18 protein-coding genes are annotated in these 20,300 nt (G+C 66.4%); 4 read left to right on the forward strand and 14 right to left on the reverse strand.

Translation table 11 applies throughout. The annotated features are described in order from the left end of the window. Positions 1–125: 125 nt before the first annotated feature. Positions 126–2,333 (reverse strand): polyphosphate kinase 1, encoded by a 2,208-nt coding sequence (gene ppk1 / locus QO207_RS00265; RefSeq protein ID WP_301478746.1) that lies wholly within the window; start codon positions 2,331–2,333, stop codon positions 126–128. A 20-nt stretch (positions 2,334–2,353) separates the two neighbouring features. Next, a complete protein-coding gene (gene hemB / locus QO207_RS00270; RefSeq protein WP_301478748.1) occupies positions 2,354–3,373 on the reverse strand; it encodes a porphobilinogen synthase in 1,020 nt (339 codons plus the stop codon). Positions 3,374–3,606: 233 nt separating this feature from the next. Between hemB and QO207_RS00275 the strand changes: the two genes are divergently transcribed. Further along, on the forward strand, positions 3,607–4,167 hold the full coding sequence (locus tag QO207_RS00275; protein WP_301479388.1) for a DedA family protein: 561 nt from the start codon (positions 3,607–3,609) through the stop codon (positions 4,165–4,167). A 13-nt stretch (positions 4,168–4,180) separates the two neighbouring features. Here the strand turns inward: QO207_RS00275 and QO207_RS00280 are convergent, their stop codons facing one another. Next, on the reverse strand, positions 4,181–5,419 hold the full coding sequence (locus QO207_RS00280; RefSeq protein ID WP_301478749.1) for a sterol desaturase family protein: 1,239 nt from the start codon (positions 5,417–5,419) through the stop codon (positions 4,181–4,183). Between the two features lie 153 nt (positions 5,420–5,572). Between QO207_RS00280 and elbB the strand changes: the two genes are divergently transcribed. Continuing rightward, positions 5,573–6,226, forward strand: a complete 654-nt coding sequence (gene elbB, locus QO207_RS00285; RefSeq protein WP_301478751.1) for an isoprenoid biosynthesis glyoxalase ElbB — start codon at positions 5,573–5,575, stop codon at positions 6,224–6,226. Positions 6,227–6,368: 142 nt separating this feature from the next. On the opposite strand, the gene QO207_RS00290 is transcribed toward elbB, so the two are convergent. From QO207_RS00290 to QO207_RS00315, 6 genes are all read right to left on the reverse strand, one after another. Next, the gene (locus QO207_RS00290; protein WP_301478753.1) at positions 6,369–6,839 is read right to left on the reverse strand and encodes a YaiI/YqxD family protein; all 471 of its coding nucleotides are present in this window, start codon (positions 6,837–6,839) and stop codon (positions 6,369–6,371) included. Between the two features lie 74 nt (positions 6,840–6,913). Next, a complete protein-coding gene (locus QO207_RS00295) occupies positions 6,914–8,815 on the reverse strand; it encodes a cytochrome c/FTR1 family iron permease (protein ID WP_301478755.1) in 1,902 nt (633 codons plus the stop codon). Positions 8,816–8,943: 128 nt separating this feature from the next. Further along, positions 8,944–9,573, reverse strand: coding sequence for a LysE family transporter (locus QO207_RS00300; RefSeq protein WP_301478757.1), 630 nt, complete (start codon positions 9,571–9,573; stop codon positions 8,944–8,946). 258 nt (positions 9,574–9,831) lie between these two features. Further along, positions 9,832–10,590, reverse strand: coding sequence for a TerC family protein (locus QO207_RS00305; protein WP_253442201.1), 759 nt, complete (start codon positions 10,588–10,590; stop codon positions 9,832–9,834). 15 nt (positions 10,591–10,605) lie between these two features. Then, positions 10,606–11,169 carry a mechanosensitive ion channel family protein gene (locus QO207_RS00310; RefSeq protein WP_301478759.1) on the reverse strand — a complete coding sequence of 188 codons (564 nt, stop codon included), beginning with the start codon at positions 11,167–11,169 and terminating at the stop codon, positions 10,606–10,608. Then, positions 11,169–13,079, reverse strand: a complete 1,911-nt coding sequence (locus QO207_RS00315; protein ID WP_301478761.1) for an ATP-binding cassette domain-containing protein — start codon at positions 13,077–13,079, stop codon at positions 11,169–11,171. Before QO207_RS00315 ends, QO207_RS00310 begins: the two co-directional genes overlap by 1 nt. 47 nt (positions 13,080–13,126) lie before the next feature. Here QO207_RS00315 and QO207_RS00320 point away from each other — a divergent pair, with 47 nt between their 5' ends. Continuing rightward, positions 13,127–13,591 (forward strand): TIGR02444 family protein, encoded by a 465-nt coding sequence (locus QO207_RS00320; protein WP_301478763.1) that lies wholly within the window; start codon positions 13,127–13,129, stop codon positions 13,589–13,591. A gap of 3 nt (positions 13,592–13,594) precedes the next feature. Here QO207_RS00320 and QO207_RS00325 read toward each other — a convergent pair whose 3' ends face one another. From QO207_RS00325 to QO207_RS00335, 3 genes are all read right to left on the reverse strand, one after another. Next, positions 13,595–14,830 (reverse strand): AlgP family protein, encoded by a 1,236-nt coding sequence (locus QO207_RS00325; protein WP_301478765.1) that lies wholly within the window; start codon positions 14,828–14,830, stop codon positions 13,595–13,597. A gap of 669 nt (positions 14,831–15,499) precedes the next feature. Beyond that, entirely contained in the window at positions 15,500–15,967 is a 468-nt protein-coding gene (rsd, locus tag QO207_RS00330) for a sigma D regulator (RefSeq protein ID WP_301478769.1), read from the reverse strand. A 256-nt stretch (positions 15,968–16,223) separates the two neighbouring features. Continuing rightward, positions 16,224–16,709: a disulfide bond formation protein B gene (locus QO207_RS00335; protein WP_301478771.1), complete on the reverse strand. Its 486-nt coding sequence runs from the start codon at positions 16,707–16,709 to the stop codon at positions 16,224–16,226. A 116-nt stretch (positions 16,710–16,825) separates the two neighbouring features. On the opposite strand from QO207_RS00335, the gene QO207_RS00340 reads away from it, so the two are divergent. Next, a complete protein-coding gene (locus QO207_RS00340; RefSeq protein WP_301478774.1) occupies positions 16,826–17,911 on the forward strand; it encodes a sorbosone dehydrogenase family protein in 1,086 nt (361 codons plus the stop codon). A 47-nt stretch (positions 17,912–17,958) separates the two neighbouring features. Here the strand turns inward: QO207_RS00340 and QO207_RS00345 are convergent, their stop codons facing one another. Then, the gene (locus QO207_RS00345) at positions 17,959–19,191 is read right to left on the reverse strand and encodes a heme biosynthesis HemY N-terminal domain-containing protein (RefSeq protein ID WP_301478776.1); all 1,233 of its coding nucleotides are present in this window, start codon (positions 19,189–19,191) and stop codon (positions 17,959–17,961) included. Then, complete coding sequence (locus tag QO207_RS00350) at positions 19,188–20,300, reverse strand: uroporphyrinogen-III C-methyltransferase (protein ID WP_301478778.1); 1,113 nt, start codon at positions 20,298–20,300, stop codon at positions 19,188–19,190. Before QO207_RS00350 ends, QO207_RS00345 begins: the two co-directional genes overlap by 4 nt.

The following is a 20,300-nucleotide window of genomic DNA, read 5'->3' on the forward strand; positions in this document are numbered from 1 at the left end:
GCTTGCTCGCGAACATCAAGCTGCAGCGGGGCCGGGGTTCGCGAGCAAGCTCGCTCCTACGAAAAGCCGTTGTGCAGACATGAAAAAGCCCTGCCGAGGCAGGGCTTTCAGAGACACCAGTCAGATCAACGCGAATTGATCACCGGCGTGCACAGGCGCTCCAGCAGGGTCGCCTGGGCGTTGCGGGCGTTCTGATTGCCGCTGGGGCTCTGGCGCACGTAGCTGCCGTCAGACTGCAGCACCCAGGCCTGGGTGTTGTCGCTGAGGTAGGACTCCAGCTCCTTCTTCACCCGCAGCACGAGCTTCTTGCCTTCCACCGGGAAGCAGGTCTCCACACGCATGTCGAGGTTGCGTTCCATCCAGTCGGCGCTGGAGAGATAGAGCTTCTCCTCGCCGCCATTGAGGAAGTAGTAGATCCGGCTGTGCTCCAGGAAACGGCCGATGATCGAGCGCACCTGGATGTTGTGCGACACGCCCGGCACCCCCGGACGCAGGCAGCACATGCCGCGCACCACCAGGTCGATCTTCACGCCGGCCTGGCTGGCCTTGTACAGCGCGCGGATGACCTTGGCGTCGGTCAGCGAGTTGACCTTGGCCATGATGTGCGCCGGCTTGCCTTCGGCCGCCTGGGCGGCCTCGCGGTTGATCATCTCCAGCAGGTTCTTCTTCAGGGTGAAGGGCGCGTGCAGGAGCTTCTTCATGCGCAGGGTCTTGCCCATGCCGATCAGCTGGTTGAACAGCTTGTGCAGGTCCTCGCAGAGCGCCACGTCGGCGGTCAGCAGGCTGTAGTCGGTGTACAGGCGGGCGTTGCCGGCGTGGTAGTTGCCGGTGCCCAGGTGCGCGTAGCGGCGCAGCTCACCGTCCTCGCGGCGGAGGATCAGCATCATCTTGGCGTGGGTCTTGAAGCCGACCACGCCGTAGATCACCACCGCACCGGCCTGCTGCAGGCGGCTGGCCAGCTGCAGGTTGGATTCCTCGTCGAAGCGCGCCCGCAGTTCGATCACCACGGTGACTTCCTTGCCGTTACGTGCGGCTTCCACCAGCGCGTCGACGATCTCGGAGTTGGCGCCGGAGCGGTACAGCGTCTGCTTGATCGCCAGCACGCTGGGGTCCTTGGCGGCCTGTCGGAGCAGGTCGACCACCGGGGTGAAGGACTCGAAGGGGTGCATCAGCAGCACGTCGAGCTTGCCCAGCACGTTGAACAGGTTTTCCTTCTTCTGCAGCAGCTTGGGGATCGTCGGGGTGAACGGCGGCGACTGCAGCTCCGGATGGCTGGCGAGACCAGTGACGCTGAACAGGCGGGTCAGGTTGACCGGCCCGCTGACGCGGTACAGCTCGGTCTCGGACAGGCCGAACTGCTTGAGCAGGTAGTTGGACAGGTGCGTCGGGCAGGTGTCCACCACCTCCAGGCGCACGGCGTCGCCGTAGCGGCGCGAGAACAGCTCACCGCGCAGCGCGCGGGCCAGGTCCTCGACGTCCTCGGCGTCCACCGAGAGGTCGGCGTTACGGGTCAGGCGGAACTGGTAGCAGCCCTTCACCTTCATGCCGTTGAACAGGTCATCGGCGTGGGCGTGGATCATCGACGAGAGGAACACGTAGTTGTCGCCGGCGCCGGCGACTTCCTCGGGCAGGCGGATGATCCGCGGCAGCGAGCGCGGCGCCGGGATGATCGCCAGGCCCGAGTCGCGGCCGAAGGCGTCCAGGCCTTCGAGCTCGACCATGAAGTTCAGGCTCTTGTTCACCAGCAGCGGGAACGGGTGGGTCGGGTCGAGGCCGATGGGGGTGACGATCGGCGCGATCTCGTCGCGGAAGAAGCGACGGACCCAGGCCTTGATCTTCGGCGTCCAGTAGCGGCGGCGGATGAAGCGGATATCGTGCTTGGCCAGCTCCGGCAACAGGATGTCGTTGAGGATGCTGTACTGGCGGGCGACCTGCTCGTGCACCTGCTCGCTGATGCGCGCCAGCGCCTGGTGCGGCAGCAGGCCGTCGGCGCCGGCCTGTTCGCGGGCGAAGGTGATCTGCTTCTTCAGGCCGGCGACGCGGATCTCGAAGAACTCGTCGAGGTTGCTGGAGAAGATCAGCAGGAACTTCAGGCGTTCCAGCAGCGGATAGGACTCATCCAGCGCCTGCTCCAGCACGCGGATGTTGAACTGCAGCTGCGAGAGCTCGCGATGAATGTAGAGGGCACTGTCGTCCACGTTGATCGCCGGGGCCGCCGGCTCGACGACGGGCGGCGGCGTCGCCTCGGCGGGTTCCGCCACGACGACTTCGGTGATTTCAGCGGTGGTGTCAGCTTCGATAACTTCGGTTTCGCTAATGCCTTCGGTATTCATCGCTCGTCTCATCGACGGGGTCAGCCCCCGCTTTTCATTTTCAATTGTTGTGCTGCGCGTTTGGCGAAGTAGGTCAGGATGCCATCTGCGCCCGCGCGTTTGAAGGCCAGCAGCGATTCGAGGATGACCGCCTCGCTGAGCCAGCCGTTGTTGATAGCCGCCATGTGCATCGCGTACTCGCCGCTGACCTGGTAGACGAAGGTCGGCGCGCGGAACTCGTCCTTGGCGCGGCGGACGATGTCCAGGTAGGGCATGCCCGGCTTGACCATGATCATGTCGGCGCCTTCGGCGAGGTCAGCGTAGATCTCGTGCAGCGCTTCGTCGCTGTTGGCCGGGTCCATCTGGTAGGTGGCCTTGTTGCCCTTGCCCAGGTTGGCGGCGGAGCCGACGGCGTCACGGAACGGGCCGTAGTAGGCGCTGGCGTACTTGGCCGAGTAGGCCATGATGCGGGTGTTGATGTGCCCGGTGGATTCCAGGGCCTCGCGGATGGCGCCGATGCGGCCGTCCATCATGTCCGAGGGCGCCACGACCTGGGCGCCGGCTTCGGCGTGGGAAAGCGCCTGTTTGACCAGCACATCGACAGAAATATCGTTCAGAACGTAGCCGTCCTCATCGAGGATGCCGTCCTGGCCGTGGCTGGTGAACGGGTCCAGGGCCACGTCGGTGATGATGCCCAGCTCCGGGAAACGCTCGCGCAGGGCGCGGGTGGCACGCTGGGCAATGCCGTCCGGGTTGAAGGCTTCGGCGCCATCGAGGGTTTTCTTTTCCAGCGGAGTCACCGGGAACAGCGCCAGCGCCGGAATGCCCAGCTCCACCAGCTCCTCGGCTTCCTTGAGCAGCAGGTCGATGGACATGCGCTCCACGCCCGGCATCGAGGGCACCGCTTCACGCTGATTCTTGCCGTCGAGGACGAACACCGGAAGGATCAGGTCGTTGGCAGTCAGGACGTTCTCGCGCACCAGGCGGCGGGAGAATTCGTCACGACGGTTGCGGCGCAGTCGGGTGAAGGGGAAGGCTCGATCGGCGGGAATGAAGCTCACGGCGTACTCCAGGGCCTGATACAGCAGGCACAGTGTGACAGTTATAGCCGTGAATTATGACCGATTGGTAACAACAGGTAACAGTGACCCTTGGTCGCGGCATCCTGCCACTGCGGCAAGGCGCCGCGTAGTGGCCCTACAGACTTGTTCCAGGTCAGTTGTGCGAACCGGGGTGCCTTCCCCCCGGGCGACAACCGGGTTAGGCTTCGCGTTCATTTCGCTGCGTTGCCTCGATAATGCTCCAACAATTCCTGCAGGATTTCGGCTACTTCGCCCTGTTTCTCGGTACGTTCTTCGAGGGTGAGACCATTCTGGTGCTGGCCGGCTTCCTGGCTTTCCGCGGCTACATGCAGCTGGAGTACGTCGTCGCGGTGGCCTTCTTCGGCAGTTACGCCGGCGATCAGCTCTGGTATTTCCTCGGTCGGCGCCACGGCCGCAAGCTGCTCGCGCGCAAGCCGAGCTGGCAGAAGATGGGCGACAGGGCCCTGGAGCACGTGCGCAAGCACCCGGACCTGTGGGTGCTGAGCTTCCGCTTCGTCTACGGCCTGCGCACCGTGATGCCGGTGGCCATCGGCCTGTCCGGTTATCCGCCGGCGCGCTACCTGCTGCTCAACGGCATCGGCGCGATCGTCTGGGCCACGGTGCTGGGCAGCGCTGCCTTCTACTTCGGCAGCGTGCTGGAAGGCGTGCTGGGCAACATCAAGAAGTATGAACTCATGGTGCTGGGCGGCTTCGTGGTGATCGGCCTGCTGTTCTGGCTGCGTCGCCGCTTCAAGGCCAGCAAGGCCGAGTGACCCTACCGGCCGATCAGGCCGCCTGCGGCGGGCGCTCGGCGCGCCGCAGGCCCAGCAGCCCGATCAGGCTGAGCAGCGAGTAGACCGCCAGCGCCCAGGGCGTCCATTGCGGCAACTCGATCCCACCCCAGATGGCCAGTGCCGCCACCGCCGGCACGTTCAGCGCCAGTCGCAGCAACTCCATGCGCAACGCCCAGCCGCGGTTCTCCAGCCAACAGCCGATGGCGTACAGCCCGAAAGCCACCCAGCTCCAGCCGATCAGCAGCGGCAGCACCTGCCAATGCTCCCCGACGCCCAGCAGCCAGGTGCCGACCACTACGTAGGTGACGAACTGCAGCCCGGCGTACCACTGCCGGCCACGGCTCAGCGGCACCTCGAACTTGCGGAAGGCGGCCAGGTCCGGCTTGGCCATGGGGTAGCGCTGGGCGACGTCCTCGGGGCGCCAGCCGGTGCGCATGAACCAGATGCGCAGCTTGTCCCACAGGCTGCCGGCGCGGCGCGCGTCGTTCCACAGGTGCGCATAGACCTGCAGGTTGGCCCACAGTGGGTTCCAGCTGGCCAGCGGCACGGTCACGCCGAACACCACCGGCTCCTCGTCCAGCTCCTCCTGGAAGGTGCCGAACAGGCGGTCCCAGACGATGAACACGCCACCGTAGTTGCGATCCATGTAGACCTGATTCTGCGCGTGGTGCACGCGGTGGTTGGACGGGGTGATGAAGATCCACTCGAACCAGCCCAGCTTGGGGATGTGCCGGGTGTGCACCCAGAACTGGTAGAGCAGGTTCAGCGCGCCGACGGTGAGGAATACCAGCGGCGGCACGCCGACGATGGCCATGGGCAGGTAGAAGATCCAGCCAAAGATGAAGCCGGTGCTAGTCTGCCGCAGGGCGGTGGAGAGGTTGTAGTCCTCGCTCTGGTGGTGCACCGAATGCGCGGCCCAGAGCACGTTGCGCTCGTGACCCAGGCGGTGGTTCCAGTAGTAGCAGAAGTCGTAGAAGACGAAGGCGAACACCCAGACCCAGAGGTTCTGCGTGGACAGCTCGAAGAGCGCCAGGTGCTGCCAGGCAATGGCGTAGGTAAGTACCGCCAGGCCCTTGGTCAGCAGGCCGCTGGTGGTCGACAGCACACCGGCGCTGAGGCTGTTCAGCGCGTCGCTCAGGCGATAGGTGCGCATGCCGCGCCAGCGGTCGGCGAGCAGCTCGATCGCAATCAGGAGGAAAAAGAAGGGTACGGCGAAGAGGATATAGTTCATGGCGCGGCCGAGTCGTTATGCTTATGGGAAGGCCTCAGGGCAATGCGCCCTGATGATTGATCCTAGCCCCTCCCTCCGCGCCGGCCCCGACCGCCGGCGACAACCCGGGCGGCATATCGCGACACGCCCGGCATCCTCGAACAGGAGCAGTCCATGCAGAAGAAAGTTGCCGTCATCCTCTCCGGCTGTGGCGTCTACGACGGCGCCGAGATCCACGAAAGCGTGATCACCCTGCTGCGCCTTTCCCAGCGCGGCGCCCAGGTGCAGTGCTTCGCCCCGAACATCGAGCAGCACCACGTACTGAACCACCTGACCGGCGAGGAGATGGCCGAGAAGCGCAACGTGCTGGTGGAATCCGCGCGCATCGCCCGCGGCGAGATCAAGGACGTGCGTGAAGCCAAGGTCGAGGACTTCGACGCCCTGATCGTCCCCGGCGGCTTCGGCGCGGCGAAGAACCTCAGTGACTTCGCCTTCAAGGGCGACCAGTGCCAGGTGCAACCCGACGTGCTGGCCCTGACCAAGGCCTTCGCCGCAGCGAAGAAGCCGGTCGGCCTGATCTGCATCGCCCCGGCCATGGCTGCGCGCATCTACGGCGAAGGCGTGGAATGCACCATCGGCACCGACGAAGGCACCGCCCAGGCGCTGACCAGCATGGGCGCCAAGCACATCGACTGCAGCGTCGAGAACATCGTCGAGGACAAAGACCACAAGCTGGTCACCACCCCGGCCTACATGCTCGCGCAGTCCATCGCCGAAGCCGCCAGCGGCATCAACAAGGCGGTCGATCGGGTGCTGGAGCTGGCCTGAGGACTTGCCCCCGTAGGAGCGGACTCTGTCCGCGATGGTTTCCGGCGCGATGCGGAGCTATCGCGGACGAAGTCCGCTCCTACGCTCGGCCCACCCATACGAAAACGCCCGGCACTGCCGGGCGTTTTCGTTTCAGGCCGGATCAGGCCTTGCGCGCCTCTGCCTCGCGCAGCAGGCGCGTCAGCAGCTTGTCCAGGCCGTTGGCGAAGGCCTGGCGGTCCTTGTCGCCGTAGGGCGCCTGCCCTCCTCCCACCTGGCCCTGCTCGCGCAGGTCGGTGAACAGGTTGCGCACCGCCAGCCGCTCGCCCATGTTCTTCTCGTCGAACTCGCGGCCACGCGGGTCCAGCGCATCGACGCCCTTTTTCACCAGCCGGTCGGCCAGCGGCACGTCGCTGCAGATCACCAGGTCGCCGGGCTCGGCCTGCTCCACCAGGTAATCGTCGGCGGCGTCCATCCCGCTGGGCACCACTATCAGGCTGACGCAGGCGAACGGCGGTTTGGCCACGGGCTGGCCGGCGACCATCACCACCTCCAGCTTGCGCTTCAAGGCAAACTTCGCCACCAGCTCCTTCGCCGCCCGCGGGCAGGCGTCGGCATCGATCCAGATACGCATAATCGGCAAACCAATCTCCAGAAAGCACAACGGCCAGTATCGCACTGGCCGTCGTGTATCGCTCAGCTATCGCCTCAGGAGGAGGCGACCTCGGCGGCCTTGCGGCGCTCGGAGAAGTAGCTGCGCCCATAGAGCACGGCCACCGCCAGCAGCGCCACGGCCTGGGCCGACAGCGAGTAGGCGTCGGCCTTGATGCCGAGCCAGTCGAAGTCGAAGAACGGCACCGGACGGGTACCGATCACGCCGGCTTCCTGCAGCGCGACTACGCCATGGCCGGCGAACACCACCGACAGGGCGCAGAGCAGCGCGGCGTTGATGGTGAAGAACAGTTTCAGCGGCAGCTTCGCCGAACCGCGCAGGATCACCCAGGCGATGCCGATCAGGATCACCACGGCGGTGCCCGCACCGGCGATCACCGCGTTGTGGCCAGCCGGGCCGGCCTGCAGCCAGAGGGTCTCGTAGAACAGGATGACCTCGAACAGCTCGCGGTAGACCGAGAAGAACGCCAGCACGGCGAAGCCGAAGCGGCCACCGCCACCGACCAGGCTGCTGCGGATGTAGTCCTGCCAGGCAGCGGCATGGCGGCGGTCGTGCATCCACACGCCGAGCCAGAGCACCATCACGCAGGCGAACAGCGAGGTGAAGCCTTCCATCAGCTCGCGCTGGGCGCCGCCGATGTTGATCACATAGGCCGCGACCGCCCAGGTGGCGAAGCCGGCGACGAAGGCCAGGCCCCAGCCAACGTGAACGCCGCGCACCGCCTGTTCCTGCCCGGTGTTACGGAGGAAGGCGAGGATGGCGGCCAGCACCAGGATCGCTTCCACGCCTTCGCGCAGGAGGATCAGCAGCGCCGAGATGAAGCTGATGGAGAAGCTCAGCGAGTCGCCGCTCAGGGCCTTGGCGGCATCCGCCAGCTTCGCCTTGGCCAGCTCCAGCTGCTGCGCCACCTGGGCTTCCGGCAGGCCGTCACGCAGCGCCTGACGGTAGGCCATCAGTTGCTTCTCGGTGGCCTTGCGCAGGTCGGCGTCGACGTTGTCCAGCGAGCTTTCCACCAGCTCGAAGCCTTCCAGGTAGGCCGCCACCGACAGGTCGTAGGCCTGGTCGTGGTCGCCGGAGCGATACACGGCGAAGCTCTTGTCCAGGGTCACGGTGGTGTAGTCGATCTGCTGCGCCGGGCCACGGTGTTCCAGCGGCGGATGCGCGCGCAGGGCACGGAAGCTCTCGGCCGCGGCGTCGCCATCGCGCTCGGCGACATCGGCCGGGGTCTGGGTCGAGAGGGTCGCCAGCGGGTAGGCGTGGGCCGGATCGGGCTTGGCCTGGCCGGCGCTGAGGCTGGCGACGTAGGACGCCAGGTCCCAGCGCTGGCGCTCGTCGAGCTGGTCGGCGAAGGCTGGCATGTCGGTACCGGAAACGCCCAGGCCGATGACATTGCGCAGGTCGTACAGGCTGAGCTGGTCGAGACGCGCGCGGGAGGTCAGGTTGGCTGGAGGCGGCTCCAGGCCGATGCCCGCCGGGCCGTCGCCCTTGCCGGCGTCACCGTGGCAGATCGAGCACTGCTGGGTGTACACCTCGGCGCCGCGGGTCGGGTCCGGAGTGATCGCGGGGGTCTGCACCACCTGGTAGATATCGGCGACGCGCGCCTCCAGGTGACGCGCCTGCTGGGCGACCTGCTTGCCCGGATGACGCTGCTCGATGGCCTGGCGCAGGCTGGCAGCGTCCTTTTCCAGGTCGGCGCGTTCGGGAACGGCCGGCAGGGTGACGATCAGCGACTGCAGGTTGCCGACGAATTCGAGCTGCTCCTTGTACTCGCTCTCGTCCACGACCTTGCCGTCGGTGACGGTGGCCGGATAGTCAGCAGCGAGATAGCTGAGCAGGTGCAGGGCTTGGGAGGGGTCGACAGCCGTGTCGGCTTGAGCTCCAAGGCTGAGGAGACCGACCAGCGGCAACAGCCAGACGAAAAGTTTGGAGGGGCGCATACGGAAAGGTAAATGAGAATGAAAGAGGTTAAATTGTCACCTCAGGTTTCCGTCTATGCAAGGACAATGTCCCGCATAGTTGCGCCCGGAGCCCTCGCAAGAGAACTCCGGAGCAGGCGCAAACGCCCTCAGACCGGGGCGCGGCGCACGGTTGCGAGCAGCCCGGCGGCCCCCACGAAAAGCGTGGCGAAAGTACGATTCATCATCCGCTGCTGGCGCTGCGAGCGCAGTGCGCGCAGTACGCGGGCGGCCAGACCGGTGTAGCCGGCCATGACGATCAGGTCGACGGTGATCATGGTTGCGCCCATGATCACGTACTGCATTGCCATCGGCCGGTGCGGGTCGACGAACTGCGGCAGCACCGCAAGCATGAAGATCACCGCCTTGGGGTTGCTGGCGTTGACCAGGAAGCCGCGCAGCACCAGAGACAGCGGCCGGCCGATGGCGCGTGCGCCGCCGGCGTCCATCACCTGCGGCGCAGCGGTCCACTGGCGATAGGCGAGATAGACCAGGTAGACCACGCCGAACCACTTGATCGCACTGAAGGCGACCGCCGAAGCCGAGAGCAGCGCGCCGACGCCGGCAGCGACCACGGCGATCTGCAGCGCCAGGCCGATCTGCAGCCCCAGGGCATTCCAGTAGCCACGCCAGAAGCCGTACTGCAGGCCACAGGACATCGAGGCAATGGCCCCGGCGCCGGGCGACAGGCTGATGATCCAGCAGGCGATGAAGAAGGCGAACCAGGTACTGGCGAGCATTGCGGACCTCGTGGCGCCCGGGCAGGCGCAATAATTTGTTACGGGCAGCCAGTGTGCCTCAGTCGCGTGGCGCCGCCCAGCGTTGCCGACGAAGGTCGGGTAACCCTGTAAGAGCGAGCTTGCTCGCGAACGGAGCTACCCAGCGGCTACGCTGCCTAGAGGGTTCGCGAGCTAGGACTAGGCGTCCCCCTCGGTCCTACGAAGAGCCCTAAAAAAAGCCCGGCGCTAGGCCGGGCTTTTCGTTTCAAGACAGACCGATCAGCTCGGCACGTCCTTGCGCAGCTTCACCGGCTCCTCGCCGCGCTTGCGCGCCAGGGCGCCGCGCAGGCGGATGTTGATCGCCTCCACCGCCAGCGAGAAGGCCATGGCGAAGTACACGTAGCCCTTGGGCACGTGGATCTCGAAGGCCTCGGCGATCAGCACGGTGCCGACCACGATGAGGAAAGACAGCGCCAGCATCTTCAGCGACGGGTGCTTCTCGATGAAGGCGCTGATGGTGCCAGCCGACAACATCATCACGCCGACCGAGATGACGATGGCCGCGACCATCACCGGCACGTGCTGCACCAGGCCCACGGCGGTGATCACCGAGTCCAGTGAGAAGACGATATCGATGATCGCGATCTGGATGATGATGCCCATGAAGCCGCGGGACTTGCCGCCCTGCTGGCCGCCCTCCTCCGCGCCTTCGAGGCTGTGGAAGATTTCCATGGTGCTCTTGAACAGCAGGAACAGGCCGCCGAAGAACAGGATCAGGTCGCGCCCGGAGATGCCGTGGTCGAATACGGTGAACAGGTCGGCGGTCAGGCGCATCACCCAGGTGATCGAGAGCAGCAGCAGGATGCGCGTACCCATCGCCAGCGCCAGGCCGAAGAAGCGCGCCTTGGGTTGCTGCGCGGGCGGCAGGCGGCCGACGAGGATCGAGATGAAGATGATGTTGTCGATGCCCAGGACGATTTCCAGGGCAGTCAGGGTCAGAAAGGCAACCCAGATCTCGGGGCTTGTGAGCCATTCCATAGTGGGGGATGTCCGTTAAGGGGTGGTGGGGAAATTCGGGCCGCGCCAGCGGCGGATAGCCTTCTGGAAGAACAGGTTGTTCGGCACCTGTAGCAGAGCGCCGGGCGTGCCGTCTTCGTTGGTTTCTTCCAGGGTGGTGTAGAGCAGGTTGATCGCGATCACCCGCCCCTTCACGCCGGGCTTGTCGGCGGACTCGATGACTTCCACGCGATCCCCCAGGCGGAACGGACCCATGGTGAAGATCATCAGCGCGCAGAACAGGTTGGAGAGCACGCTCCAGATGGCGAAGAAGGCCACCGCCGCGACGGCGGCGAAGCCGGTCAGCGCGGCCCAGAGGACATCGGCGGAGACGCCCAGGCGCTCCAGCACCAGCATCAGCGCCGAGCCCATGATCAGCCAGCGCAGGCCACCACGCAGCGGCAGCAGCAGCTCCGGCGGCATCGGGTAGCGCTCGCCCAGGCGGCTTACAGCGCGCGCTACCATGCGCTGCAGCAGCCACGCCAAGACCAGGACGAGGATGATCTGCCCGCCACGCAGCAGCGGTTCGCTCCACGCCACCAGCAGGCTGACGTCCTCCATTACTCACTGGCCTCTAGCTGGCGCTGCAGCTCTTCGAGGGTTTCCAGGGCCAGCAGCCAGGACTCTTCCAGCTCGCTCTCGCGGGTCTTCAGGGTGGCCTGGCGGGCCAGCAGGTCACGCAATTCGTCCTTGCGCGCCGCTTCGTACAGTGCGCTGTCGCCCAGGCGCTGCTCCAGCTCGGCGAGCTGTTCGTGGACCTTGCCCAGCTCCTTCTCCAGCTTGTCCGCCTCGCGCTTGTGCGGGGCGAGCTGTTGGCGCAGGGCCGCGGCGGCCTGGCGTTGGGCGCGCTTGTCGGTCTTGTCGCCAGCCGGAGCGGAAGGTGCCGACGGCGTCTGCCGCGCACGGAAATCCACCAGCCAGCGGGCGTAGTCGTCGAGGTCGCCGTCGAACTCGCGGATGCGCCCGTCGGCCACCAGGAAGAACTCGTCGGTGGTGCTCTTGAGCAGGTGACGATCGTGGGACACCACCACCACGGCGCCGGAGAATTCCTGCAGCGCCAGGGTCAACGCCAGGCGCATTTCCAGGTCGAGGTGGTTGGTCGGTTCGTCGAGCAGCAGCAGGTTGGGCTTCTGCCAGGCGATCAGCGCCAGGGCCAGGCGCGCCTTCTCGCCACCGGAGAAGTTCAGCACGGGCTCGTCGCAGCGCTCGCCACGGAAGTCGAAGCCGCCGAGGAAGTCGCGCAGGGTCTGCTCGCGCTCGGCCGGGGCGATGCGCGCCAGGTGCAGCAGCGGGCTGGCCTTGGGGTCCAGCGAGTCGAGCTGGTGCTGGGCGAAGTAGCCGATGGCGAGGTTCTCGCCGCGGCCGAGTTCACCGGCCAGCAACGACAGATCGCCGGACAAGGTCTTGATCAGCGTCGACTTGCCAGCGCCGTTGGGGCCGAGCAGGCCGATGCGCGCGCCGGGCACCAGCTGCAGCTTGACCTTCTCCAGCACGCTCTTGTCGCCGTAGCCGAGACGGGCTTCGGAGAGGTTGAGCAGCGGGCTGGAAATCTTGTCGGACTCGCGGAAGGCAAAGTCGAACGGCGAATCGACGTGGGCCGGTGCCAGTTCTTCCAGGCGTTCCAGTGCCTTGATCCGGCTCTGCGCCTGGCGTGCCTTGGTGGCCTGGGCGCGGAAGCGGGCGATGTACTTTTCCATGTGCGCGCGCTGCGCCTGCTGCTTCTCGAAAGCCTGTTGCTGCTGGGCCAGGCGTTCGGCGCGGGTGCGCTCGAAGGCCGAGTAGCCGCCGCGGTACAGGGTCAGCTTGCGCTGTTCGAGGTGGGCGATGTTGTCAACCACGGCGTCGAGGAAATCGCGGTCGTGGGAGATCAGCAGCAGCGTGCCCGGGTATCCCTTGAGCCACTCTTCCAGCCAGAGGATGGCGTCGAGGTCGAGGTGGTTGGTGGGTTCGTCGAGCAACAGCAGTTCGGACGGGCACATCAGCGCCTGCGCCAGGTTCAGGCGCATCCGCCAGCCACCGGAGAAGTCACCGACGCGGCGGTCCATCTGTTCGGAGGTGAAGCCCAGGCCGGCCAGCAGCTTGCGTGCGCGGGCATCGGCGGTGTATCCGTCGGCGCTGTCGAGCTCGCTGTGCAGGCGTGCCAGGGCGGTGCCGTCGTGGGCGTCTTCCGCCGCGGCGAGGTCTGCCTGGATCTTGCGCAGGTGCACGTCGCCGTCGAGCACGTAGTCGACAGCGAGGCGGTCGAGGGTATCGACCTCCTGGCGCATGTGCGCGATGCGCCAGTCCGCCGGCAGGTAGCAATCGCCGGCGTCCTGGCCGAGCTGGCCGCGCAGCAGGGCGAACAGGCTCGACTTGCCGGCGCCGTTGGCGCCGATCAGGCCGACTTTCTGTCCGGCGTGCAGGGTGAGTTCGGCACCTTCCAGCAAGCGCTGGGGGCCACGCTGTAGCGTAAGATTTTGTAGTCGAATCATGGCGGCGGAGTTTATCAGCTTCGCCTGGCAATCGCTGTGGGTGCTCTATGTCTGATGATGTCTGGTCGTATGCACTGAAACTCTACGCCCGCCCTGGGGTTGAGGCCGCTTGCCTGGCCCTGCAGGAAGGCGGTGCGGACGTCTGCCTGCTGCTCGCCTCAGCCTGGCTGGGAAGCGCTGGCGTGGCCTGCTCGCCGGCACGGATCGACGCGCTGGAAAGCACGGCGCGCGAGTGGCGCGAACAAGTGGTAGTGCCGCTGCGAGAGCTGCGTCAGCGCTGGCGGGAATCGGCAAAGCGGGATTTGCAGCTGGCGCCGCTGCGGGAACGGATCAAGCAGCTCGAACTGGAAGCGGAAAAGGTGCTGCTGGAGAGACTGGAAGCAGTGGCGCGGGACTGGCCACGGGGCGAAGCGGAACAGCTGGCGCGCTGGCTGGATGCCGCGGCGGGGGATGCGGGCGGCTTGCGCCGCGATGCACAGGCAACCCTGCACACCGCGGCGAGCCTCTCCTGAGCCTTAGGAAGCGCTGGAGGAGGTGCTGCTGGCCGGAGCAGCCGGTGCCGGAGTGGCGCTGGCAGCCGGGGTAGCGGCCGGAGCGGTCGGCTGGGCAGCCGGGGCGCTCGGGGTAGCCGGAGCAGCCGGTTTGGCGGCGGCGGCAGGCTTGGCAGCAGCCGGTTTCGCAGCAGGCTTGGCGGCCGGTTTGGCAGCAGCTTTCACGGCCGGTTTGGCAGCCGGCTTCGCGGCAGGCTTGGCAGCCGGTTTGGCGGCAGCAGCGGGCTTCGCGGCAGGCTTGGCAGCAGCCGGTTTGGCAGCGGCGGCCGGCTTGGCGGCAGCAGGCTTGGCAGCCGGTTTAGCGGCGGCTTTCGCAGCAGGTTTGGCGGCCGGCTTGGCTGCGGGTTTGGCAGCGGCAGCGGGCTTCGCGGCAGGCTTGGCAGCAGCCGGTTTGGCGGCAGCGGCGGGCTTGGCGGCAGCAGGCTTGGCAGCCGGTTTAGCGGCAGCTTTCGCAGCAGGCTTGGCGGCGGGTTTAGCGGCCGGTTTGGCAGCAGCCTTGGCAGCCGGCTTCGCGGCGGCCGGCTTGGCGGCAGCGGTGCGTGCGGCTGGTTTGGCAGCGGGCTTGGCAGCAGCTTTTGCGGCAGGCTTGGCAGCCGGTTTGGCGGCGGGCTTAGCAGCCGGCTTGGCAGCCGCTTTAGCCGCAGGTTTGGCAGCGGCAACCCGGGCGGCTGGCTTCGCAGCAGGCTTGGCGGCGGGTTTAGCAGCGGCTTTGGCAGCAGGCTTGGCGGCAGCTTTCACGGCCGGTTTAGCAGCAGGTTTGGCAGCAGCCTTGGCAACCGGTTTGGCGGCAGCGACAGGCTTGCGGGTGGCCAGGGATTTGCCGGCGGCTTCCTTCACCTTGGTCACGCCCTGGGCGAGCTTCAGGCTCTCCTGCACGTCACGCTTGAGGTTGGCGATGTAGGCACGGGTTTCGGTCTGGCGGTTCTTCAGAACGTCCAGCACACCATCCAGTTCAGCGATGCTCGACTTGGCCTTGGCTTGCGCCTTCGCCTTGCCGGCCTTGGTGGCGTCCTGCAGTTTGGTGCGCGCGCTATGCAGCTTCTCTTGTGCCTTGCCGCGTTGTTTCTCGAGCTTGGCGAGCAGCTTCTCGGAGTCGACGAGCGCCTGTTTGCAGGCACCTTCGAGGTGTTCGATCAGACTGTTGGACAACTGGTGCAGCAGGTGCAGCGGAGTAGTAACGGGTTTCTTGTTGGCCGACATGACGTGCCTCCTGGCGGACGTGGTTGCGCCCATACTAGCCCCGCTGATGGCCTCTCGCCAATGTCCCTATTGTGCTGCAGGCCGCAGCAGGCATTGGCTTCAGAGGTTTTCAACAGTGCGCGAAGGCGCGTTTTTTCACTCACTCAATGACGCTGCGTCTCGCACTTGGTTCCGTTGGCGCAACCGGCAAGGCCGCGCAAACGCCCGTGGTGCGTGGGTTTGAGGATGAAAAATAAATTTTCAGCGCAGGCCTGAAACACCCGTCGCAGAGCCTTCCGCACGAAGCGCCTGAACATCGACGAAGGCGCACCAAGGTGCATTCTCGGCACGCCAGCACGACGCGAAAATCGCGATTGCGACGCGCTGAAAACACGCTCGCGAGGACGCGCTCGCAGTCACCGTTGCGGCTCATTTCCAGCAGCGATTCATCACGAAAAAAAGACGCCGAGAGCACCGCTGAAAGCTGCCGAACGGCGCGAGTTTCTAGCGTTGGCCGCCCAAGGTGCGAGGCTCGAAACATCGCGGACGGAGTCCGCTCCTACCCAAGGCTCATCCCCCGCGTAGGAGCGGACTCCGTCCGCGATAGGCATGAACGGCACCGACCCAATCCAGAAACGAAAACGGCGCGATCGCTTGAAGCGCTCGCGCCGTTGTCGGGCAACTCGACGATCAGGCCGTGACGGCTTTCTGCTCGTGACAGTTGTGCAGCACTTCGATCAGGCAGTCTTCCAGCTCGAAGCGTTCGTGCAGTTGCTGGCGCAGGGTCTTCAGTTCGCTGGTCAGGCAGGTGCCTTCGCGGCAATCGCCGTTGTCGCAACGGTCGTTGAAGTTCAGCGCATTCGCGGTGATGGTTTCCAGCCGCGGGTAGATCTGCTTCGCCAGTTCGAGTCCACGGGTGTCGCCGAAGGCCTGGGCCTCGTTCATCAGCTGTTCGTAGACTTCGAAGTGCCCCGCCGACACGTAGTCGAGCAGGAGCTGGCAGAAGCTCTGGAGGTTTTCGGCGTTGGTCTTCGGCGCCTGGACACCGTCCAGGGAATCGAATGCCCGGACCAACTCATGTCGATCCCGCAACCAGCGGTCGATCAGCTGGTGTACGCCTCCCCAACGTTCCTGGGCATTACGGCAGCTCTCGAGCATGTTGTCCTCACTTCCCTTTCGCCGTCCCGGCTAGGTCCGCCCCGGGACAATATTCTGTCGATTCTCGACGTCCGCGCTGTGTGAAGCTGGTTCGGCGGCGGCTTTCCGACGGAGTGGAAACCCAGAGTATGCCCGCCCGTTGCCGCCTTCAAGACACCGGCCGCGGGAAAATTCATACGGGCGTTTAATCGACAGACCGCGACGCCTCTGGCCTGCGCCGATGGGGCGCAGGCCATGGCGAAATGCGATGCGACGCTCAGCCGCGGCGGCGGAAGAACTGCACGATGGCGAACAGGGCGTAGCCGACGAAGGCCAGCAGGCTCCACTCCGCGATGCTCATGCCGAGCAGGGTCCAGGTCACTTCGGCGCAATCGGCCGAGCCGTGGAACATGGTGTAGAGGATCTGCGTGTAGGGCATGCTCTGGAGCATGAAGTCCAGCGGCGGCAGGCACGACGGCAGCTGGTCCGGCGGCAGGGTCTGCAGCCAGATCTGCCGGCCCGCGGTACCGGCGCCACCCAGGGCGCTGAGCAGGATCAGCAGCGAGTACACGCGCGGCGCGCGGCCGTGCAGCGCGGCGATCAGCGAGAACAGGCCGCAGCCGGCGAAGAAGATGCGCTGCAGGATGCACAGCGGGCAGGGCTCCAGCCCGACCACGTACTGCAGGTAGAAGCCGGTGCCGAGCAGGGCGACGCAAGCGAGGAAAGCAAGGAAGAACAGGGAACGAGGGCTGGCCAGGTTCATGGCGGCTCCACTGAAAAGCGCTGTTGCACGAAAGGCCGCTACGGTAGAGGAAACACCGCGATCAGTTCAAGGCGAGTGTCTAGACTGGCCGTGGCACTCATCCGGGAATCCATGCCATGCGTCGTCATCTCCTACTTTGCTCGCTGCTTTCCCTCACGACTCTTCCAGCCGTTGCCGACACCGACCTCAGCCACATCCGCTTGCCGGAAGGCTTTCAAATCAGCCTGCTGACTGACCAGGTGCCGGGCGCCCGCGCCATGGCCTGGGGCGACAAGGGCACGCTGTTCGTGGGCAGCAAGTCCGCCGACAAGGTCTATGCGGTAACGCCCGACGGCAAGGTCAGAACGCTCGGCGAGGGTTTGCAGATGCCGGTGGGCGTGGCCTTCCACAAGGGCGATCTGTACGTTTCCTCGATCAGCCGGATCGTCGTGCTGCGCGATATCGAGGCACACCTCGATGCACCGCCAAAGGCCGAGGAGCTGCCGGCACAGTTCCCGAAGGAGACCGCCCACGGCTGGAAATTCATCGCCTTCGGCCCGGACGACAAGCTCTACGTGCCAGTCGGTGCGCCGTGCAACATCTGCCGCCCGGACCGCAACCAGTACGCCAACCTGCAACGCATGAACGCTGATGGCAGCGCGCGCGAAGTGGTTGCCCATGGCGTCCGCAATACCGTCGGTTTCACCTGGCACCCGCAGACGAAGCAACTCTGGTTCACCGACAACGGCCGCGACCTGCTCGGCGACGACAAGCCCGATGACGAGCTGAACAAGCTCAGCAAGGTCGGCGAGGACTTCGGCTACCCCGACTGCCACCAGGGCGACATTGCCGACCCCGAGGAAGGCAAGAAGCCCTGCTCCGCGTTCACGCCGCCCGTGGCCAAGCTCGGCCCACACGTGGCCGCCCTGGGGCTGCGCTTCTACACCGGCGAGCAATTCCCCGCCGAGTACCGCAACAACCTGTTCATCGCCGAGCACGGCTCGTGGAACCGCACGCAGAAGATCGGCTATCGCGTGGCGCGGGTGGAGCTCAACGAGGACGGCACGCTCAAGCGCCAGAGCGTGTTTGCCGAGGGCTGGCTGGACCAGGACGGCAGTGTCCACGGCCGCCCGGCCGACGTGCTGGTGGCCCCGGATGGCGCACTGCTGGTCAGCGACGACCAGAACGGCGCGATCTATCGCATCAGCTACGGCAAACCCTGAAAACGAAAACGGCGCCCAGGGGCGCCGTTTTCACTTCCACGCCAGGATCAGGCGCGCACTGCCACCGGCAGTGAAACCGGCGGCGCCAGCAGGCCCAGGCCTTCCTGGAACAGCTGGTTGCTGCGCTCGACCTCACCCAGTTGCGCCAGCAGACGAGCCAGTTCGGCGCAGGTTTCCGCGCTGCGCTGACGGGCCAGGCTGGCCTCCAGGTATTCGCGAGCCTTGCCCCACAGCTTGTTCTGCAGGCACAGGCGACCGAGGGTCAGCAGCAGCTCGGGATCGTCGCCATGCTGCTTGAGCCAGCCTTCGGCGGTCTTCAGCTGGTGCGCACCATCGCGACCACGGGCACGGCCATAGAGGTGCACCAGACGGCTGTCGTAGCCTTCCTTGAGCGCCTTGCGCAGCACGTCCTCGGCTTCTTCCGGCGCGCCCAGGCGCAACAGTTGCTCGGCGTAGGCGGCCACCAGCTGCGGTTGCGCACGCAGGTTCGAAGGCACGTTCTGCCAGCGCTGGGTCAGCGGCTGCAGGCTGCTCTCGCCCTCCCCCAGGCCGCGTTCGCCGGCTTCGCCAAGCGCCGCCATCCAGCTGCGGCGTTCGAGGTCGGCCAGTTCGGCATTGGGCAGCACGCGCTCCTTGCGCAGCTCCGGCAGCAACACGCAGAGCGCCTGCCACTCGTGCAGGCTGACGTAGAGCTGCTGCAGCAGGCGCAGCACGGTCGGGTGGCGCGGGTGTTCCTGGTGCAGCTTGTCGAGCACCACACGAGCGTGGCTGAAATCGCCGCGGTTGATCAGCAACTGCGCGCGGGTCAGGCCCACGGCCAGCTCGGCGCCCGGCTCGCGCTGCTGGGCGCGGTCGAGCAGCTCATCGCACTCTTCGGTCTTGCCCAGCTCGTTGGCGGCGCGGGCGGCGCCCAGGTAATGCGGCAGCGGGCGGTCGCTGAGCTCGGCAGCGCGACGCAGGTGACGCAGCGCCTGTGCCCAGTGACCTTCGGCGAGGTCGCGCTGGCCATGCTCTTCGGCCAGTTGCGAGCGGCGGCGGCGGTTGAAGCGCGACCAGGGGTTCACCACGCGGCCGGAGACGCCCAGCAGGCGCAGTACCAGGCGCACGACCAGGTAGATCACCCAGAGCACCACCAGCAGCGCGAGGAAGGTCCACAGGCTGGATTCGTAGCGGAAGCTCTTGTAGGCGATCAGCACGTAGCCGGCCTGCTCGGAGATGGCCAGCCCGACCAGGGTGGCCGCCAGGACCACGGCGAGGATCAGGACATAGACGCGGCTCATGGCTGGGTCCCCGCGTCCGGCGCCACCGCCTCCTGCTGCTGCACCGCGTTCTCGCGGCGCGACAGGTAGGCCTGCAGCGAACTCAGGGCCGGGCCCAGGTCCGGGGTCTGCACGGAGACGACCTGGCCACTGAGCTCATCCAGGCGCGCGACCAGGGCACGGCTGTCGGCCAGGTCGGCGTTGAAGAAGTCGGCGACGATCTGTTTGGCCTGCTTCAGGGCCTGCTGGTAGACGTCCTGCTTGCCGTTCAGAGCGGCCCACTGGGCCTGCTCCAGGGCGAGGCTCAAGGCCAGGCGGACGCGGTCCAGCTGCTGGCCGGAGAGCAGCGGGCGGATGTCCTGCCCGGCATTGAAGTCGATGCGCACGTACTGCGAGACGCGATCCCACCACTCGCTCCAGCGATCGTTGCCGTCGCTCCAGGCGGTGCTCGGGCCAGCGCCACCTTCGCCAGGCTTGAACGCGGGGTTCAGCGGTTGCAGCTGGGCGGCCTGGTCGCGCAGCGCGCCCAGTTGCAGGAACAGCCCGGTGCGGTCCGGGCGCGGCGCCGCGCGCAGCGCTTCCAGGCTCTTGGCCAGTTGCGCGCGAGCGGCGAAGGCGCCTGGATCGTTGGTCACGCGAAGGATGTCGTCGGCGCCCTGTACCAGTTCGGTGGCGCTGTCGAGGTCCTGCAACGCGGAAAGGCGCAGCGCGGCCAGGCGCAGCAGGTGTTCGGATTCGGCCAGGCGCCACTGCTGGCGGCTCTGCCCCAGCACCTGCTTGACCTGCTTGGCCAACTGCTGCTGGTCGCCCTGCAGCTCCACGACCAGGCGGCGGCGGGCTTCGAGCTCGTCGGCGTTGGGCAACTCGTCCAGGCGTTTGCTCACCTGCGCGTTGGCGTTCTGCACGCCCTGCGCCTGGGCGCGGGCCTCTTCCAGCTGGGCCGCGCGCTGCTGCTCGGCGCCCTTGAGCTGCTGGACCTGCCAGATGCCCCAGCCACCCGCGGCGAGACCGGCGGCCCCCACCAGCAGGGCCAGCAGGGCGAGGCCAGTGCCGCCCTTGCGCGGAGCCGGCGCGGCGGCCGGGCTGGACGATGTCGGTGAAGTCTCTTGGGGAGTGACGGCTTCGCTCAC

The sequence above is a fragment of the Pseudomonas sp. CAN1 genome, from assembly GCF_030462585.1.
Taxonomy (GTDB): domain Bacteria; phylum Pseudomonadota; class Gammaproteobacteria; order Pseudomonadales; family Pseudomonadaceae; genus Pseudomonas.

What these genes read in the sequence shown, in the direction of transcription:
- QO207_RS00315 (WP_301478761.1), bottom strand. Translation starts at nt 13,079, where the DNA reads ATGATTCGACTACAAAATCTTACGCTACAGCGTGGCCCCCAGCGCTTG.
- QO207_RS00280 (WP_301478749.1), bottom strand. Translation starts at nt 5,419, where the DNA reads ATGAACTATATCCTCTTCGCCGTACCCTTCTTTTTCCTCCTGATTGCG.
- QO207_RS00320 (WP_301478763.1), top strand. Translation starts at nt 13,127, where the DNA reads ATGTCTGATGATGTCTGGTCGTATGCACTGAAACTCTACGCCCGCCCT.
- QO207_RS00310 (WP_301478759.1), bottom strand. Translation starts at nt 11,169, where the DNA reads ATGGAGGACGTCAGCCTGCTGGTGGCGTGGAGCGAACCGCTGCTGCGT.
- QO207_RS00335 (WP_301478771.1), bottom strand. Translation starts at nt 16,709, where the DNA reads ATGAACCTGGCCAGCCCTCGTTCCCTGTTCTTCCTTGCTTTCCTCGCT.
- QO207_RS00325 (WP_301478765.1), bottom strand. Translation starts at nt 14,830, where the DNA reads ATGTCGGCCAACAAGAAACCCGTTACTACTCCGCTGCACCTGCTGCAC.
- rsd (WP_301478769.1), bottom strand. Translation starts at nt 15,967, where the DNA reads ATGCTCGAGAGCTGCCGTAATGCCCAGGAACGTTGGGGAGGCGTACAC.
- QO207_RS00345 (WP_301478776.1), bottom strand. Translation starts at nt 19,191, where the DNA reads ATGAGCCGCGTCTATGTCCTGATCCTCGCCGTGGTCCTGGCGGCCACC.
- QO207_RS00305 (WP_253442201.1), bottom strand. Translation starts at nt 10,590, where the DNA reads ATGGAATGGCTCACAAGCCCCGAGATCTGGGTTGCCTTTCTGACCCTG.
- ppk1 (WP_301478746.1), bottom strand. Translation starts at nt 2,333, where the DNA reads ATGAATACCGAAGGCATTAGCGAAACCGAAGTTATCGAAGCTGACACC.
- QO207_RS00340 (WP_301478774.1), top strand. Translation starts at nt 16,826, where the DNA reads ATGCGTCGTCATCTCCTACTTTGCTCGCTGCTTTCCCTCACGACTCTT.
- QO207_RS00290 (WP_301478753.1), bottom strand. Translation starts at nt 6,839, where the DNA reads ATGCGTATCTGGATCGATGCCGACGCCTGCCCGCGGGCGGCGAAGGAG.
- elbB (WP_301478751.1), top strand. Translation starts at nt 5,573, where the DNA reads ATGCAGAAGAAAGTTGCCGTCATCCTCTCCGGCTGTGGCGTCTACGAC.
- QO207_RS00300 (WP_301478757.1), bottom strand. Translation starts at nt 9,573, where the DNA reads ATGCTCGCCAGTACCTGGTTCGCCTTCTTCATCGCCTGCTGGATCATC.
- QO207_RS00295 (WP_301478755.1), bottom strand. Translation starts at nt 8,815, where the DNA reads ATGCGCCCCTCCAAACTTTTCGTCTGGCTGTTGCCGCTGGTCGGTCTC.